The organism is Erwinia sorbitola (genome assembly GCF_009738185.1).
Lineage (GTDB): Bacteria > Pseudomonadota > Gammaproteobacteria > Enterobacterales > Enterobacteriaceae > Erwinia > Erwinia sorbitola.
Map to the genome: position 1 here is coordinate 3,356,687 of NZ_CP046509.1, position 15,856 is coordinate 3,372,542.

Genomic DNA, 15,856 nt, shown 5'->3' on the forward strand with positions numbered 1-15,856 from the left:
TACACTCCATAAAGAATAAAAATAAAAACAATTCCAGAGAAATATTTATCTTCCTGTTTAAGATCGATGAAATAACATTAAATGTTAAACACCCAATCCATTAACTTAAAACCAGATAAAATTATAAACAGCATGTAAATAATAAAGTGATTTCCATTACCGCACCCGACACTCCTGATAAATTATTCTGAAAATGAAGACACGCAGAGTTCACTCTCAATTATTGAAAATGATTAATATGAAGCTGAACGTTAAGCTCATCAACAGAATTAGACCAGGGAGAGCACTATGTTACACCGGGTTGCAATAACAGGATTAGGTATTATTTCCAGTATTGGGACGTCACTGGATGAAGTAACCGAATCTTTATATACCGGTCGTTCCGGCATTGTTGTCGATGAGGAACGCACCTCAATGGGTTTTATCTCCCCACTGACAGCGGCAATTAAAGACTTTACCTGGCGCTATCCTCTGACCAGAAAACAGCGTAAGACGCTGCCACTTTTCGCAGAGTGGGCGGCCGAAGCAGCGATGTGTGCGCTGGCTGATGCCGGACTGAGTCCGGACGATATTCGCAATGACCGCACCGGCTTGATATTTGGCTGTGACTCCAGCCTGCTGGCAGCAGTTGAACAGACTGAACGCCTGAGAGAGACCCACAATACCGCTCTTCTCGGCAGCAGTCTGGTGTTTCGTGCGATGAACTCGACTATTACGATGAATCTTAACGCAATTTTGAAAACTCAGGGTGCCAGCTGGACTCTCAGTGGAGCCTGTGCCAGCAGCGGACATGCGGTGGGTCAGGCTGCGGATTTAATCAGGCTGGGGCGTCAGGATCGGATCATCTGCGGAGGTGCGCAGGAGATCAACTGGCCGTCGATGTGCAGTTTTGATGGTCTGGGCGCGTTCTCCACCCGTATTGATACTCCACAGGCCGCCAGCCGCCCTTTTGCTCGCAGCCGTGATGGTCTGGTGCCGGGAGGGGGGGCCGCCGTTGTGGTGCTGGAGCGTTATGACCTTGCACAGCAGCGTAACGCTCACATCTGGGGAGAGGTGGTGAGCTATGGCTTCTCTTCTGACGGTGAAAATATCGTCGCACCCAGCAGTACCGGCCTGAGGCGGGCCATTCGCCAGGCGCTCGATAATGCCAGATTGAGGCCGCAGGATATCTCCTATGTCTGTGCACACGCCACCGCCACCCCGATTGGAGACAGGATGGAGGCGGGCAGTATCGCGAATATTTTCGGCCCACAGGGCGTGCCAGTATCCTCTACCAAATCGATGACCGGACATGAACTTTGGATGAGCGGTGCCGCGCAGGTGGTTTATACCTGCCTGATGGCAAAGCACGGTTTTATGGCACCCAACATCAACTTTGACGGCCCGGACGAGGCCTCAGAGCCGTTAGATATTATTACCACCACCCGCCAGCAGCCGATCAAATATGCAATGTGCAATGCTGCCGGATTTGGCGGCACCAACTCCTGCCTGACCCTGGGTTTCGCGTAATGATGAAAAATAAACCTACCGCTGTGGTCATCGGTGCTGGCGCTTCCGGTATGGCTTCTGCGCTATTGCTGGCGATGCATGGCTATGAGGTTTCTCTGGTTGAGCGTGCGAAAAAAACCGGCGTAACGATGCGCGGTTTTTTGAAAAGTCGTATCTATTTCGATAGCGGCGTGCATTTTGTCGGAGAGCTGTCGCCACATGGTGTACTGAGCGCCTATCTGCGCTATCTCGGTTTGGAATCGTTGCAGTGCCTCGACTTCGATCAGGATAACTTTGAAACCGTACGTTTTTCGGACGGCAGACAATATGCGCTGTCGGTGGGGTTTGAAGCGATGGTAGCCAGTCTGTGCGCCGATTTTCCGGGGGAAAAAGTCGGTATCTGCGGCTATATGGCAGAGGTCAGAGCCGCTTATAACGCATCCACGTTCCATTCATTGCAGGGGCCATTAAGCAATCCGCAAGAAAATCAGCAGCGCTGGCAATACTCATTGCAGGCGGTTATTGCGCACTTTACCAGCAACCCTTATCTGCAAACGCTGCTGGCGGTGCCCTGCCTCTACCACGGCGTATCACCCTGTAAGGTTTCATTCCTGCAACATGCCCGTGTAGCCGGTAGCCACTTTAATGGTGTACGTACTTTCTCACAGGGAGGAGCTTCACTGGTGCGCTCATTTGAGCAGCGACTACGCGAAGAGAACGTTTCGTTATCCTGTGGAAACAGCGTCACTAAAATCCACTGCGACGCTGATGGCAACCTGAAAAACGTCGAGCTGGATAACGGTGAATGCCTGCCTGGTTCTGTGGTGATTTATACCGGCCATCCGCACTATTTACCGGATATGCTGCCGGAAAATGCCCTTCGCCCGGCGTCCTGTCGCCGCCTGCACCAGCTGTATGACGGAATGTCAGCTCACCTGCTGTATCTCACAGGCGATCGGCATCCCCCTGCTCTGCTGGACAAAAAAAATCTGCTGTACTGCCGTCACGATCGGCCGCTTGAGCAGGCGTTTATGCCCCGGCATAACGGTAATGAGGGGCCATTTTATGTTATGCCCGGCCCTTCGGTACTCGGCAACAGCGGTGCGCATGAGTCGGTGGATTATGTCGCCGTTATTCCCTGTGATGCCACCGAGTATCACGCCTTTTATGGCAGCGGGGTGGGTAAACGTCCGGCTGCCTATCGCCAACAGAAAAAACGTCGACTGGCCGAGCTGGCCGCATCCATGCACCGGGCACTGCCAGAGCTGGCAACGCTGCGGATGGTCGACGGTGCAACCCCTTTGACCTTGCAGAAATACCTGAACACCCCCCATGCGGGGATGTATGGCGCGGCCCATGATATGACGCAGTTTAATCCTCAGCCCACCACTCGTCTGCCCGGGCTGTACCTGGCCGGACAGGCAGTAACCGGCCCTGGCATACTCGGTGCGGTGATCTCCGCTTTTCTGGCCTGCGGTTATCCGCTTGGTCACCAGAACTTGCTGGATGGGGTCAGAATATGTCGTTAAATCTGTAAGTTACAAAAATTCGGGAAGAAATCAGACCTCCCGTTCAAGCGAGTGTTAAATAAATCTTATTGCCTTAGGTGGCATCATCTACAGCATCATTTTGAGGAATAGTTAAATGGATCAAAGTTCTCTGAAAGAAAAAATCAATCAGGTTCTTTTACAGGAATTTGAACTGGAACCTGGCGATATGGTTAGCGAAGCCCTTCTCTACGAAGATCTCGGTCTGGACAGCCTGGACGCGGTGGATATGGTGGTGAGTTTTGAAAAAGCATTTGCGATAAACATAGGGAAAAATACTGAACTGGTATCGATAAAAACGCTCGGAGAGCTCCAGGAATTTATTATCCGCATTATTGCAGCACAACACGGCTGATTATTCCGGAGAGGGACAGCAATGAAATTTCCCCTACGGGCTGAAACGGTGATCCCGCATCGTGCAGGTATGTGCTGCATTGATTCTCTGCTGAGTATCACCCCTCAGCAGGTCACCGCCTGTGTCACGCTACATCCACAGCATCTGCTGCTTACCGCCAGCGGAATGTTGGATCGTAGTGGGTTTATTGAACTGGCCGCTCAGGCGGCCTGTGGCTTAAAAGGTGCCAGTGCCAAAGGCAGACAAGATGCAGCTATCGCTCTGCTCGGAGGGGTGAACAATTTTAACGTCTGCGAAGATGCCTGGGTCAATCAGACGCTGATGATTTACGTCACGATTAGCGGTGAAGTGGCCAAATTAAGCCTGCTGGACTTTCGTATTGAGTGCGAATCGCGACTGCTGGCCAGCGGTGAGCTGAGAGTATTTTATCAGGCCGAAACATAGTGGAGTTGTGCTGCAAAATGACAAATGCCATTTTTTTTAAGGGGAGCCGGATTGCGGTGTTGCTCATTCATGGCCTGACGGGAACGCCCAAAGAGATGGGCTCCGTGGCAATGCGTTTACATCGCTACGGTTTCACTGTTTCCATCCCGGTGTTACCCGGCCACTGTAGTGATATGAGTGCATTATTAGACAGCGATCGACAACAGTGGCTGGCTGCTATCGCTGTGGAATATCAGCGTCTGCACAGGGCTGGCTATGTGGTTTTTGCTGGCGGACTTTCGGTCGGTGCCTCGCTGAGTATTTTGCTGGCGCATCAGTTCCCGGAGCTGCGCGGGCTGGCGCTGTATGCAATCACCCTGAAATGCAACGGCTGGGCGGTGTCAAAGTTATCGTTCTTGCTGCCGCTGCTGCTAAATATTCCGCTATTTCGCAACCACTTTCGCTTTAAGGAGTCATTTCCTTATGGGATTAAAAATCCACAGCTACGTGAACGTGTTCTTATTAAATTACAGAGCGGTGACAGTGCCGCCGCCGGACACACCAATACACCGGGGGTAATTTTGCGGGAGATTTTACGTATCGCTGCGGAAGCAAAAAAGGTGATGCCGGAAATTAAGACCCCCGCGTTGCTGATCCATGCACAAGAAGACGATCTCTCAGATATCTCCAACTCGCGCTATGTTGAACGCCATTACGGCGGCAAAACCGTTTTTGTGCGGCTGGAGCAGAGTTACCATCTGGTGACTATCGATCAGGAGCGCCATCGGGTGGCGGATATAACTGCTGGTTTCTTTTATCAACAGTTAAATGAAGAGGAGCGCCATGAGCTGGCACAGCATGCCCGTAAACCTGTCCCGGGGAGCGCCGGTCAACCGGAAGGCCACTATTCAGAAGGTTCTTCTGAGTCATAAGCGCTGATGAGAAGCAGTCAGCATCTTGCCGTCCGCGCGGCGCGTTGAATATGTTACACTCAGCGCCGCCGCCCGGGAGCCTGGCTCCCTGCTTCTTTTGACTCCACAGAAAGGTGTTATGCCGTGAATAAAAGAGCCATTGCCCCGACCCTGATTTTTGTTGCCGCGATGGCATTTCTGGTGTGGTTTATCGCCTCAGGCGCGGCAATGCCGGGCAGCTGAAATCACTCTTCCGGATCGGATGGAGTGACAGCAATGCGCGTTCCGTCAGGCAGATTCCTGATCTGAACGGCAAACTGAGCACGGCTGCGCATGCCCTCTTCGCTGCGTACCGCATGAAGATTTTCCGGCACAAACTCACCGCCGGCAATAAACGGTGTTTTGGGCACCAGACGGCAGCCAGCAGGCAGTGCGCCATGCTGATCCTGCCAGTCCTGCGCCAGCGGATAGCCGGTCAACACGGAATACTCTTCCAGAATCAGGGCGCTCCAGTGCTCCAGACTTGCTGCCAGCCAGCTAAACTCGCCCGTTTCTGGCTCAAAGCTGAACACGCCATCCTGCCGCAGGCAAAACTGCACGCCAAAGATATCTTCTGCAAAGAACAGCGCATCGCGCGCCATATCCTGAAACGCATCTATCCATAGTTCCGGCTGGTTCCACTGTTGCAGGCCGTGTTCACTGTCGGTAGCCTGCCAGGGGAAGATATGGAGTGCAGAAACAAAACCATAGCAGCCGTTTTTTTGGATAAGCATTTGACGCAGTTCTTCCACCAGCGCGGGGTTAACCGTGGTAGTGAAGTGCATATCCTGCGGGGCGGCAGCAAGGCTGTCACTACAGAGGGAGAGAAGTTTTGCAGTTGAGGTGGTCATCATACGGCCCTGAGATGTCGACATTTAACGGTGGTAAGCCGCTAAGGTTAACATCAACAACAGGCCAGGGGAAAACGCTTGAAAGGTTTTAGCTCTACGCAGCTACAGCCGCAGCGGGCAGACAAACCATCTGTGCTTTACAGAAAATGCAGTTGGCACCATGGGGATTTTTAGCGGTGATACTGAAAGGTGAAAAGCGGTACTGACATCCGTGACAAGACGGGCACTGATATTTAATATTTTGGATAATAGACCTACATATTTTTATTTTAAGAGAAATTTAATTTAAGAGAGATGACGTTAACACACTTTTTACATGCCGTCTGTTTTATCTTTGCAGGGTAACAGCACCTGAAACAGGTATATCCGATCGGATAGCAGACAAAAGTTTACACGCGCGACCATTGTCAAACGCGACCGCCTGGTTAAGATAGGCGCTTATTTCTTTTGGGGCGGGTAATGGCAACACGGCAACGCATTGCAGGGGGTTTTCTGGCACTCGCGTGCCTGGTCATACTGGTCTGTATGGCACAGCGCGTGGCGAGCCTGCACGCCCTGCAAATGCCCCTGGCACCTGCCTCCTCCAGCACTGGCGATACCCTGCCAAATAGCGCTGACGAACCCGCCACCTCCCCCTGTGAGCTAAGTGGAAAAACTCTGCTGCTGGCGATGCCGCTGCTGTTTGAAAGCGCCCTTCCGGCTGTAGCAATACTGCTGTTGGTGCTGGCAGTACGCTGCACTCTTCCACTGATTTTTCCTCCGCCGCGCAGCACTCGCGCTCCGCTGCTACGCATCCACCTTCTGCACTGTAATTTCCGCGAATGATACGCCGCTTACCCCGGCCTTTTTTTATCATTTACGGAGAAATAATATGTTTACGCTTATCAGGAGCTTTGCTCTCCTGCTGTTGTTCTGGCTACCTGCGCTTCAGGCGGCTGACAGCGGCTGGCTGCAAAATCCGCAAAACAGCCACGCTCAGGTGCGCCTGCGCGCCGACCACTCCCAGGCTGACCGCACCCTTATCCTGCTGGATATTCAGTTGCAGGACGGCTGGAAAACCTACTGGCGCTCGCCGGGTGAAGGCGGTATTGCCCCAGAGATCCGCTGGCAAAACAGCGCAATCAATGCCCGCTGGTTCTGGCCGTTACCGCAGCGTTTTGACGTCGCCGGTATCAGCACCCAGGGTTATCATCAGCGGGTAACGCTACCGATTACGCTATCCGGCCCGGTGCCGGACAACCTTGCCGGAGTCCTGACGCTCTCCACCTGTAGTAACGTCTGTATCCTGACCGATTACCCGTTCAGCCTCGATCTGGCCGCCTCTGCGGATGTGTCGTTCGCCCATGATTACGCCCAGGCGATGGGCCGCGTGCCGATTGAAAGCGGTCTGACTGACAGCGTTACAGCGGGTTATCAGCAGGGTGAGCTACAGATTATCGCCGGTCGTCCGGACGGCTGGCAGCACCCTGCACTGTTTATTGATACGCTGGAAGGTGCCAGCTTTGGCGAGCCGCGTTTCACCCTTAACGGATCGCAGCTGGTGGCACATATACCGGTCAGTGATGAATGGGGTGACAGCGCGCCGGATATCGCCGGGAAAAACCTCTCACTGGTGCTGGCCGATGGTGGTCTGGCGCAACAAATCACCCTGCCGGTCAGTGCAGGTGTGCCGTTTAATTCCCCGGCAGTACCGTTCTGGCAGATGCTGCTGATAGCGCTGGCGGGGGGATTTATCCTCAATCTGATGCCCTGTGTGCTGCCGGTGCTGGGGATGAAACTCGGTACGATTATCCATGCTGAACGGCGCGATCGTCGCAGCGTTCGCTTGCAGTTCCTCGCCTCCAGTGCCGGGATTATTGCCTCGTTTCTGGCGCTGGCACTGCTGATGACAGCGCTGCGCCTGGGTAATCACGCCCTGGGTTGGGGTATTCAGTTCCAGAACCCGTGGTTTATTGGCGTGATGGTAGCGGTGACGCTGCTGTTCAGTGCCAGCCTGTTCGGCCTGCTGCATCTGCGCCTGCCCTCCGCATTCAATACCCGGCTGGCCACCCATTCCGGCCGGGGGCTGGGCGGGCATTTCTGCCAGGGGGCGTTTGCCACTCTGCTGGCGACCCCCTGCTCGGCTCCTTTTTTGGGAACGGCAGTAGCCTTTGCGCTGGCGGCCCCGCTGCCGCTGCTGTGGGTGATGTTTGTTGCCCTTGGCATTGGCATGAGTCTGCCCTGGCTGTTGATTGCCGCCTGGCCTGTGCTGGCGCTGAAAATGCCGCGTCCGGGGCGCTGGATGAATGGGCTACAGACGTTGTTAGGTATGCTGATGCTTGGTTCCTGCTTCTGGTTAATCAGCCTGCTGGTCAATCATATTGGCTTCACCGCAACTCTGCTCGTGGCAGCAATAATCGCCCTGCTGCTGCTGGCCGCACTGATAAAACAGTGGGGCATCCGGCGCACGGGCAGCGTAGTGGCGGTGCTGTTACTCACTGCGGGCGGCCTGTGGCAGGCTGGCTTTTATGGCGGCAACACGCCGGCAAAATATGCGTTGCAGGATCGGCTCAACTGGCAGCCGCTATCGGAACAGGCAATCCGCCAGGCGCTGGATGCCCGAAAGCGGGTGTTTATCGATGTCACCGCCGACTGGTGTGTGACCTGTAAAGCCAATAAATATAACGTACTGCTGCGCGATGATGTGCAGCAGGCGCTGCTGGCGGATGACGTCGTCACCCTACGCGGTGACTGGAGCCGTCCTTCGGCTGAGATCGCCCGTTTCCTGCAACAACGCGGCAGCGCTGCCGTCCCCTTTAATCAAATTTATGGCCCGGGCGTCCCGCACGGAGTGGTGCTCTCTCCGCTGCTTGACCGTGCCGACCTGCTGAAAATCCTGGATGATGCCAAAGGAACTGAACAATGAAAAAATCCCTGACAGCCCTGTTACTGGTGACCACTCCCCTGTGGGCCGCTGCGCCGTTTACTGCGGAACAGGAAGCGCGTATTAAACAGCTGATCCGTGAAACACTGGTGGAAAACCCGCAAATTCTCTCTGAAGCCGCCGATGCTTACCAACAACAGACGCAGAAACAGCAGGCCGATGTTATCGGGCAGGTGATTGAGCAGAATAAAGCCGCGCTGTATGAGGACGCAGGATCGCCGCGTATCGGTGCAAAGAACGCCAAACTGACGCTGGTTTCATTTACCGATTACAACTGCCCTTACTGCAAACAGTTCGATCTGCTGCTGGAAAAAATTGTGCAGAAAAACCCTGATGTCGCAGTGATCATCAAGCCGCTGCCGTATCGTTCCGAGAGTTCATTAACCGCTGCACGCGAAGTGCTGACACTCTGGCAGCAACAGCCGGATCGCTGGCTGGCACTGCACCAGCGGCTGATGGCGAAGAAAGGCTACCACGACGACGCCAGTATTCAGGCCGCTGAACAGAAGCTTGGCATCACCATTGAGCAGCCGGATAAGCAGAGTCTGGAGACGGTCAATACTAACCTGAAGCTGGCACAGCATCTGGGGATTGAAGGCACTCCTGCCACGCTGATTGGCAACCATCTGCTGCCCGGAGCCGTCTCGTGGGAGGAGCTGGAAAGCCTGGTGAAACAACAGCTGGCGCAGACGCCATGAGCCGCCTGAAACGCTGGGGGCGCGATCTGCTGGTGCTGGCGCTGCTGATGCTGGTGATGATCTGGGTGATGGACAGCTGGCGTGCCCCACAGGTGCCGCTGGCCTTTGCCGACCAGCCAATGCATACCGTTGACGGGAGAGAGGTCACGCTGAGTACCCTGAGCCAGGAGCGCCCGCTTTTGGTCTATTTTTGGGCCAGCTGGTGCAATATCTGCCGTTTTACCACGCCAGCGGTAGCGGCGATGGCGGAGGATGGCAGCAACGTAATTGGCATCGTATTGCGCTCCGGCGAGGATGCCAAAGTTGAGCGCTACTTACAGGCAAAAGAGTATCGAATGCCGCTGATTAACGACCAGGACGGCAGGCTTTCAGCCAGCTGGCAGGTAAGCGTCACGCCAACGCTGGTGATCATTGATAAAGGCAGGGTGGTAAGTTCCACCTCAGGCTTTACCAGCAGCTGGGGCATAAAACTGCGGCTGTGGTGGGCAGGCTGGCGCTGATCGCAGGAGGCGGGCGGATATATTGTCGCCCGTCTCGCTATATTGACGGGGGGAAATAAATCTGTGCAAAGTGTGAGCAATAACATTACCAGTACTAATCTAAAACAACCCTCCCGCCCGTTGCCTTCAGGAGAATCAACAGTCTATGAGCCAGTTTGTAATTTTCAATGCCAGCAAGTCAGCTATCCATATCAGCGTCAATCAGGGGGATTATTTTATTGTCCCGGCCGCAAGTCAGCCGTCATGGATCCCGGCCCAGCCGCAGGCGGAACCTGATTTTATTAACAAAACAGTGGCGGGGCCTGGGCAGCTTCATCTGGGAGACAACAGCATTACTATTTATCCTGATACCAGTGGCCCTGCGGACTCAGGGGTGTGTACGCTCAAAATCTCCACAGAAATTCCGATCAATTCGCTGCAACTTTATCTGTTCTGGAAAAGTGCTACCAGCGTGGCCCTGGTGGCGTTGCAGGATGGCCAGCCTTTTCAGGCCTCGATCGTTACCCATGACATCACCAGTGTGACCACCAGCACCAGTCCGGCTTTATCCGGCGCGGCTCGCAGCGCTGTTCTGCTTCAGACGGGGCATCAGGTACAAATCAACATGTAAAAATAATTTATGATTTTATTGCGAATGATAAGCCCTAACGTATACTCAATCTCGCGGGCCGGAGTATTCAGAACATTCTTAATGAAATAACAGCCTGTCACCTCTCACCAAAACTGATTTTGAAAACATATCCGCTTAATGAGCCATCGTTAAGCGCCGCAGCGCGATAACAGGAAGAAAAGATCATGCCAAACGCATATATTTTCAACGCATCTGCTGTAAAGATTTCAGTGAGTGTCAATAACGGCGATTTTTTTAGTCTCCCCCCGGCAGACGGTACCAGCTGGGTACCCAGTGCCCCCGCCACAGCCCCCACCTTTGTCAATAATACCAATCCTGGCAGTGGCCAGCTGGGGCTGGGCGCAAACATGATCACACTGTATCCCTCTACCAGCGGACCGGGTTCCAGCGTTAATTTCGTACTCGAAATTCCTACCGAAGTGACCGTCAGTTCACTTCAGCTTTACCTGTTCTGGAAAGATGCACAGAACGTCGCCTGGGCCGCATTGAACGGTGGCCAGTTTATTCAGGTATCAAGCGAAAAGACTTCCTGATAACAACACTGGTGTATATACCTTAAACAGCTCCCGATTATCTATCGTGGGCTTTTATCCGGCCTGATTATTATTTTATTCAGGCCGGGTAAATATTGTATTTAAACGCTCCAGATGAAAATATTTCGACGGGGAGTTGGCGATGGCGAGTGTTAACTTTTTTAATGCCAGCAGCGTTAAATTAATGTTCAGCATTAATAATGGCACTTATATCCCGATAGCCAGCACCAGTGATACTTTTGACTGGGTGCCATTACCGCCAGGGATCAATCCCACCTTTATTAACCAGAGCACCCCGCCGCAGGGCGTTCTTGGGCTGGGCTGCAATCAGCTTACACTTTATCCGGCCAGCAGCGGAGCGGCAGCATCCGCAACGTTAGCCGTGATTATCCCTGAAGCGACCAGTGTCAGCTCGGTGCAGATTTATCTCTACTGGAAAGATGCAAAAAATCTTGGTGCGGTGGTGTGTAATGGTGGGCAATTTATTCAGGCCATCTCATTACCCTAGATAAATTTAATCTATTTTGGGAGTCCGTTTCCAATGTCCAGCCCAGCCACGTCATTAGAAGAGATCTGCCCCGGACTCTATTTAATTGCCGCACCGGCGTTGCCTGATGCCGATACCAGCCCGCTATGGGTCTATTTTCTTGTGAGTGAAACCAGCAAACTATTAAAAAAACCCGGTAAGAAAAAAACAGCTATTCTCTCGCAGACGTTAAATAAAGATGCAGCAGAGATAACGCTGACGGGCAGCTGGAGCACACTTTCTGGCTGGTACTTTTTTACCCAAAGCGAAATAAACCCACAGCAGGCGTTGCAGTTTGTCATCGATGCCCGTCAGGCATTTCCGCCGCTACCAGCCTCTACCAGCCGTGCACATACTATTTTATGGCTACCCGATCCAAAGATTCTGACGGCGGTCGGCAGCATCAGCACGCAGCAGGTCGGGCGCTTTAATACCATTGCGGCAGCAATGACGCTGGACTGGGATGGTTTATCTCTCAGTTTACAGAGTGGGATCCGCGCCGATCTGACGCAGGTTAACGGTTATCCGGTGATCCAGTTCAGCACTAAAAGCGCCGATCTCGATCTGGTCACCCTGAGTTACTATCAGGTACAGCAAACGCTGGGCTATCGCAGTGACGGCTGGCTGATAAATCTCTATCTGGATGGCCCTGCCGCAGGCAGCCTCAGCTTCGGCGTCGGGCTGGATCTGAATCTGCTGACCGCGAGTTTCGGCTGTAACTTCAGCTATACCGTTGGCCAGTCCCGCACGGATCTGCTGCAATATCCTCTCTACCCGGCAATACCGTTCCAGTCAGGGGAGTACTGCGCTTTCGCTGTCTGGCTCAATCCTCTGCTGCCGCTGCGGGCTGGCTCCAGCCGTTTTCAGTTCGATACCACCGGATTGATTGGCAAAATCAGCTGGAAAAACCAGGCCACCAGTCTGCTGACAGATTATTTTTTCACTAACAACGGCGCGGCGCTGCAATTACAGCCGGTTGACCCGATGAGCGGCATTTCGCCTGCTCCAATGGCAACGGGGGCTGGATTTGCCTTTTCCCTGCGACCGGCCGCTGCTTCGCCGTCAGGCTGCGAACTCTATCTCTCTCCGGTGGGTGATTATCACCTGACCGCTGCCAGTTCACCTGAACAGCCGGCGCTACTTCAGGTGATGCCAGGGCTATTTACCCGCGAATTTTTTCGCATCAATAGCGGCGATACCCTGCGCTTTATTAATCATCAGCCCGGCCGGGCGCAGGCTTTTAGCCTGGCAGCATCCCCCGGTGAACCCGCGCCGGATGAAGATCAAGATGAGATCCTCACAGCAGCCTGCACCACCTCCTGGGCGCAGTGGCAGGAGCTGGCCGCTCCCGGATGCTATTTTGGCCAGCCTGCCTCCGCCAGCTTTTTTGGCGACATGCCCGGACAGCCGTTTCCCATCGCTATTGATGTGCTGCTGGAAACCTTCACCACCAGTGCCCTCTTTCCGTGGGTACCCTATGGCGGCAGTGCAGGCAACGGCATGCTTAACCCGGCCGCCAGCAGCGCCGACTTCTCCCGCTTTGAGGCCTCAATTCTTGGTGCCGCACGCCACAGTGCACTGACGATTAATTCCGACGGCCCGGTATTTATACCGCAGAATGCCACGCTTCCCTCAGCGAACCTGATCAGCGTCACCAACCCTCAGGGGGTGTTGATTGACGTGAACAGCGATGGTCGCTGGAACAGCCTGACGCTGGCGATGGAAGAGGCGCATGAGGATGCCAGCCCACCGGAACCGCAGAGTTTTTTACAGTTTCTGTCGAACGACTCTCCCACGGGTTTTCCCAGAGATCTGGCGCTGACCCTGACGCAGAATCAGCTGTTTTATGTGGTCACACTCCCCGGTGCCGACTGGCTGTTTCACAGCATAACGTGGGTGGGTGGCTTTAAGTTCGATATGTCGCTGCTGGACGGGCAGACGATTATGGTATTTAAGTTCAACACAACCGCCACACTCAATGAACTGAGCCAGCGCCACGGCTTATGGACGGCGGCAAAACGGTATAATCGCAACCCCGCCGCCGTATCCGGCTCGTTACAAAGTGCTATCGCCTTTGCGCAGGCTGAGTCGCTGGCACCAAACGATCCTTTTGAAAACTTCAACCGTATCGTCAACGATAAAGAGTGGACGGGCGTGCTGTTTTTCAATGCCAGAATCAACGGTAACGGGATGCCAGCCGACCTGCAAATGCTGCTGGGTGGGATCAACGGCGGGCTGCGCGCGCACCATATTGGTATTCAGGGCAATCTCTTTGGCCACAGCGCATCACCTGAGCAGCTCAGAATTAAAAAAACATCGCTGTTTGGCGTGATTTTCTATGATGGTGCCAGCCATATGGCCAGCCCTGCGGTGCAGGAACAGCCGGTGGATTATGAGGTGGAAAAACTGATCGTGGTCTTCAGTAACTCGGCTATCGCCCAGTTCAATACCACGGTGGGGCTGACGCTGAATCAGCTGTTTGGCCGGGCGGTTATCAAACAGGATGGTGGCACTGCCAGCCCAAATATCAATCCGAATACGTTAAGCATTAAAGGTAAATATCAGGCCAATAGCGATGGCGTCGGGCAGGTGATCTTTATCAGCGACAGCGGCTTTACCTATCGCATTAAGCCTGCCACCGTGAGTGCCACCCAGGTTATTGACCATATCAGGCTCGACAGAGCCTCGCTGGTTCCGGTCAGCAGTACGCCGGGCAGTGGCGATAACAGCAGCATCGTGGTGGCGCAGTTTATCCTCTCCGGACAGCTGTGGTTTAACGCCGATCCCTTCCCCAATAGTGACGGTCTGGATCTGTTCTCCTACGGTAACGACAGCGAAGGACTGGCGCTGTCAGGGCTGGCGGTCAATATTCAGTTCACCCTGGACGAGACAGGATCCAGCGAACCGGGCAGTAAAACGGTGATGCTGGATATCAGTAAACTCAGCGCACAGCCAAAAAATGAGGCCATCCGCCCCGATAGCCTGATGTACAGCATTCCTCTAAAGTTCTCACGCTTTCTCAGCGCCGAAGGCGGTTCACCGCTTAATGCGGCAAAACTCAGCGCCACCAGCGTCAATATTTTACAGCTGGAGGGGCATACCCCTCCCGCCCTCTCCGTACCCACGATCCTCTCCTCACCGGATGCACCTGTTTCACCGAAAGTGACCCCGGCAGTACCCGTTTCATATGTCACCAGTTCGGCACGCTATGCGCTGGAGTTCGACATGTTGCTTGGCTCTTTGGGGGCGCTAGGTGCCAATGCCAGGCTGAATGCCAAAGTGATCCTCGCCTGGGGGCCGTCTGCCACCGTACCGGATAACGACGCCGCAGCGCTGTTCGTCCAGCTGCCGCAGCTGTCGGCCGGGGCAGGCGGCTTTGAGCTGGAGGGGATTCTGAAAACCACCTTTGGTGATGCCAATCTGCTGAAGGTGGATCTCGATGATGGCCGTCAAACGGTCTATGCCTTTTTGTTCAACAACATTCAGCTCAGTGTCTTCGGCTACCGCTTCCCGCCTGGCATGCTGATTGATTTTATGGTGTTTGCCGGAGCAACAACCCCCGGTAAAAAAGAAGCCACCAATGGCAATAATCTGGCGTGGTTCCTCTCGGCTCAACCGCAAAATGCCACTCCTCAGGGGGCGCGATGAAAGCAACAGAAAAGACGGTCAACGATGTGATGCTGTGGCTTAACCAGAACTATGGCCTCTCTCTGCCGGTTTTACCGTTAAAAGGCTGGGCAAAAACGGTAGTGGCACTGTGGCAAAAACTGGTCAACGGTGCGCCGGAACCAGGCCCGCTGCCGCAAAGCATCGAGATCGAAGGTGAATGGCAGCCGCTGGCCGGGAGCCGTTTTACCGTCACCCATATTCGGATCGAGATTCGTGATTCCGATAAAACCGGCAGTAAACCGTTAGTCCACAAGAGGAAGGCATGATGACCAAATTGGCGGTAACAGCTTCTCCCGCAGGTTCCCCCGCCGGGAACGCGGTGACAGTGGCAATCAGCAGCTCATTTCTGATCAATGGACAGTCCGTGGCGATTAGTAGCCAGGATATCGACAATATCAAAAAAGGGATCAACTTCCAGCTGGCGCAGCCCGTGGCGCTCGGCAGCATCAATGATTTTCTCGACTGGCTGAACGAAACCTTTAGTGTGCCGTTAACGGCAAAAGAGCTGGGCGACATGATCGGCAAACTGCCGGACTCGCCGCTGGTGGTGAAAAATATCAAGGATGCCCTCAACGGGATTTTATCGGCGGTGATCACTATTACGGTGCTCTCGGTCAATACTGCCACCGGCGAGTACCGTTTCGGCGTCACCATGACACCGCTGGAGCCAATCAGCATTCTGAATGTGCTGAGTCTGGAAACCATCGGCGTGGAGATCGGTTCATCAGAAACGCCAGCGGGCAGTCCGGCGGGCTGAACGCT

Annotated in this window: 18 protein-coding genes; 16 read left to right on the top strand and 2 right to left on the bottom strand. The window is 54.0% G+C overall.

Annotated features, from left to right (window positions below; all coding sequences use genetic code 11):
• The first annotated feature begins 288 nt into the window (after window positions 1-288).
• The 6 genes from GN242_RS15180 (at window position 289) to GN242_RS15205 (ending at window position 4,967) form a co-directional block, all read left to right on the top strand.
• Window positions 289-1,509, top strand: coding sequence for a beta-ketoacyl-[acyl-carrier-protein] synthase family protein (locus GN242_RS15180; RefSeq protein WP_156287771.1), 1,221 nt, complete (start codon window positions 289-291; stop codon window positions 1,507-1,509).
• The gene (locus GN242_RS15185; protein ID WP_156287772.1) at window positions 1,509-3,017 is read left to right on the top strand and encodes a phytoene desaturase family protein; all 1,509 of its coding nucleotides are present in this window, start codon (window positions 1,509-1,511) and stop codon (window positions 3,015-3,017) included. Before GN242_RS15180 ends, GN242_RS15185 begins: the two co-directional genes overlap by 1 nt.
• 115 nt (window positions 3,018-3,132) lie before the next feature.
• Window positions 3,133-3,390 (top strand): phosphopantetheine-binding protein, encoded by a 258-nt coding sequence (locus GN242_RS15190; protein ID WP_154752201.1) that lies wholly within the window; start codon window positions 3,133-3,135, stop codon window positions 3,388-3,390.
• Window positions 3,391-3,411: 21 nt separating this feature from the next.
• The gene (locus tag GN242_RS15195) at window positions 3,412-3,834 is read left to right on the top strand and encodes an ApeP family dehydratase (protein WP_154752202.1); all 423 of its coding nucleotides are present in this window, start codon (window positions 3,412-3,414) and stop codon (window positions 3,832-3,834) included.
• Between the two features lie 17 nt (window positions 3,835-3,851).
• Window positions 3,852-4,745 (top strand): alpha/beta hydrolase, encoded by an 894-nt coding sequence (locus GN242_RS15200; protein WP_154752203.1) that lies wholly within the window; start codon window positions 3,852-3,854, stop codon window positions 4,743-4,745.
• Between the two features lie 123 nt (window positions 4,746-4,868).
• Window positions 4,869-4,967 carry a YoaK family small membrane protein gene (locus tag GN242_RS15205; RefSeq protein WP_231617105.1) on the top strand — a complete coding sequence of 33 codons (99 nt, stop codon included), beginning with the start codon at window positions 4,869-4,871 and terminating at the stop codon, window positions 4,965-4,967.
• A 2-nt stretch (window positions 4,968-4,969) separates the two neighbouring features.
• Here the strand turns inward: GN242_RS15205 and GN242_RS15210 are convergent, their stop codons facing one another.
• Together GN242_RS15210 and ymcF are read right to left on the bottom strand one after the other, a co-directional pair.
• Window positions 4,970-5,638, bottom strand: a complete 669-nt coding sequence (locus GN242_RS15210; RefSeq protein WP_197094736.1) for an SMI1/KNR4 family protein — start codon at window positions 5,636-5,638, stop codon at window positions 4,970-4,972.
• 70 nt (window positions 5,639-5,708) lie between these two features.
• The gene (gene ymcF / locus GN242_RS21985) at window positions 5,709-5,894 is read right to left on the bottom strand and encodes a cold shock small protein YmcF (RefSeq protein WP_445224723.1); all 186 of its coding nucleotides are present in this window, start codon (window positions 5,892-5,894) and stop codon (window positions 5,709-5,711) included.
• A gap of 179 nt (window positions 5,895-6,073) precedes the next feature.
• Between ymcF and GN242_RS15215 the strand changes: the two genes are divergently transcribed.
• The 10 genes from GN242_RS15215 to GN242_RS15260 all read left to right on the top strand — a co-directional run bounded on the left by GN242_RS15215 (window position 6,074) and on the right by GN242_RS15260 (window position 15,851).
• The gene (locus tag GN242_RS15215; protein WP_154752204.1) at window positions 6,074-6,439 is read left to right on the top strand and encodes a copper resistance protein; all 366 of its coding nucleotides are present in this window, start codon (window positions 6,074-6,076) and stop codon (window positions 6,437-6,439) included.
• Window positions 6,440-6,485: 46 nt separating this feature from the next.
• Window positions 6,486-8,519: a protein-disulfide reductase DsbD family protein gene (locus GN242_RS15220; protein ID WP_156287773.1), complete on the top strand. Its 2,034-nt coding sequence runs from the start codon at window positions 6,486-6,488 to the stop codon at window positions 8,517-8,519.
• The gene (locus GN242_RS15225) at window positions 8,516-9,235 is read left to right on the top strand and encodes a DsbA family protein (protein ID WP_156287774.1); all 720 of its coding nucleotides are present in this window, start codon (window positions 8,516-8,518) and stop codon (window positions 9,233-9,235) included. The genes GN242_RS15220 and GN242_RS15225 overlap by 4 nt, the downstream gene beginning before the upstream one ends.
• Window positions 9,232-9,735, top strand: a complete 504-nt coding sequence (locus tag GN242_RS15230) for a protein disulfide oxidoreductase (protein ID WP_156287775.1) — start codon at window positions 9,232-9,234, stop codon at window positions 9,733-9,735. The genes GN242_RS15225 and GN242_RS15230 overlap by 4 nt, the downstream gene beginning before the upstream one ends.
• A 145-nt stretch (window positions 9,736-9,880) precedes the next feature.
• Complete coding sequence (locus GN242_RS15235; RefSeq protein WP_156287776.1) at window positions 9,881-10,345, top strand: hypothetical protein; 465 nt, start codon at window positions 9,881-9,883, stop codon at window positions 10,343-10,345.
• A gap of 185 nt (window positions 10,346-10,530) precedes the next feature.
• Window positions 10,531-10,899, top strand: a complete 369-nt coding sequence (locus GN242_RS15240) for a hypothetical protein (protein WP_154752209.1) — start codon at window positions 10,531-10,533, stop codon at window positions 10,897-10,899.
• A gap of 142 nt (window positions 10,900-11,041) precedes the next feature.
• Window positions 11,042-11,407, top strand: a complete 366-nt coding sequence (locus GN242_RS15245; RefSeq protein WP_154752210.1) for a hypothetical protein — start codon at window positions 11,042-11,044, stop codon at window positions 11,405-11,407.
• A 33-nt stretch (window positions 11,408-11,440) separates the two neighbouring features.
• A complete protein-coding gene (locus GN242_RS15250; protein ID WP_156287777.1) occupies window positions 11,441-15,073 on the top strand; it encodes a hypothetical protein in 3,633 nt (1,210 codons plus the stop codon).
• On the top strand, window positions 15,070-15,360 hold the full coding sequence (locus tag GN242_RS15255) for a hypothetical protein (protein ID WP_154752212.1): 291 nt from the start codon (window positions 15,070-15,072) through the stop codon (window positions 15,358-15,360). Before GN242_RS15250 ends, GN242_RS15255 begins: the two co-directional genes overlap by 4 nt.
• On the top strand, window positions 15,357-15,851 hold the full coding sequence (locus GN242_RS15260) for a hypothetical protein (protein WP_154752213.1): 495 nt from the start codon (window positions 15,357-15,359) through the stop codon (window positions 15,849-15,851). The genes GN242_RS15255 and GN242_RS15260 overlap by 4 nt, the downstream gene beginning before the upstream one ends.
• Window positions 15,852-15,856: the final 5 nt, after the last annotated feature.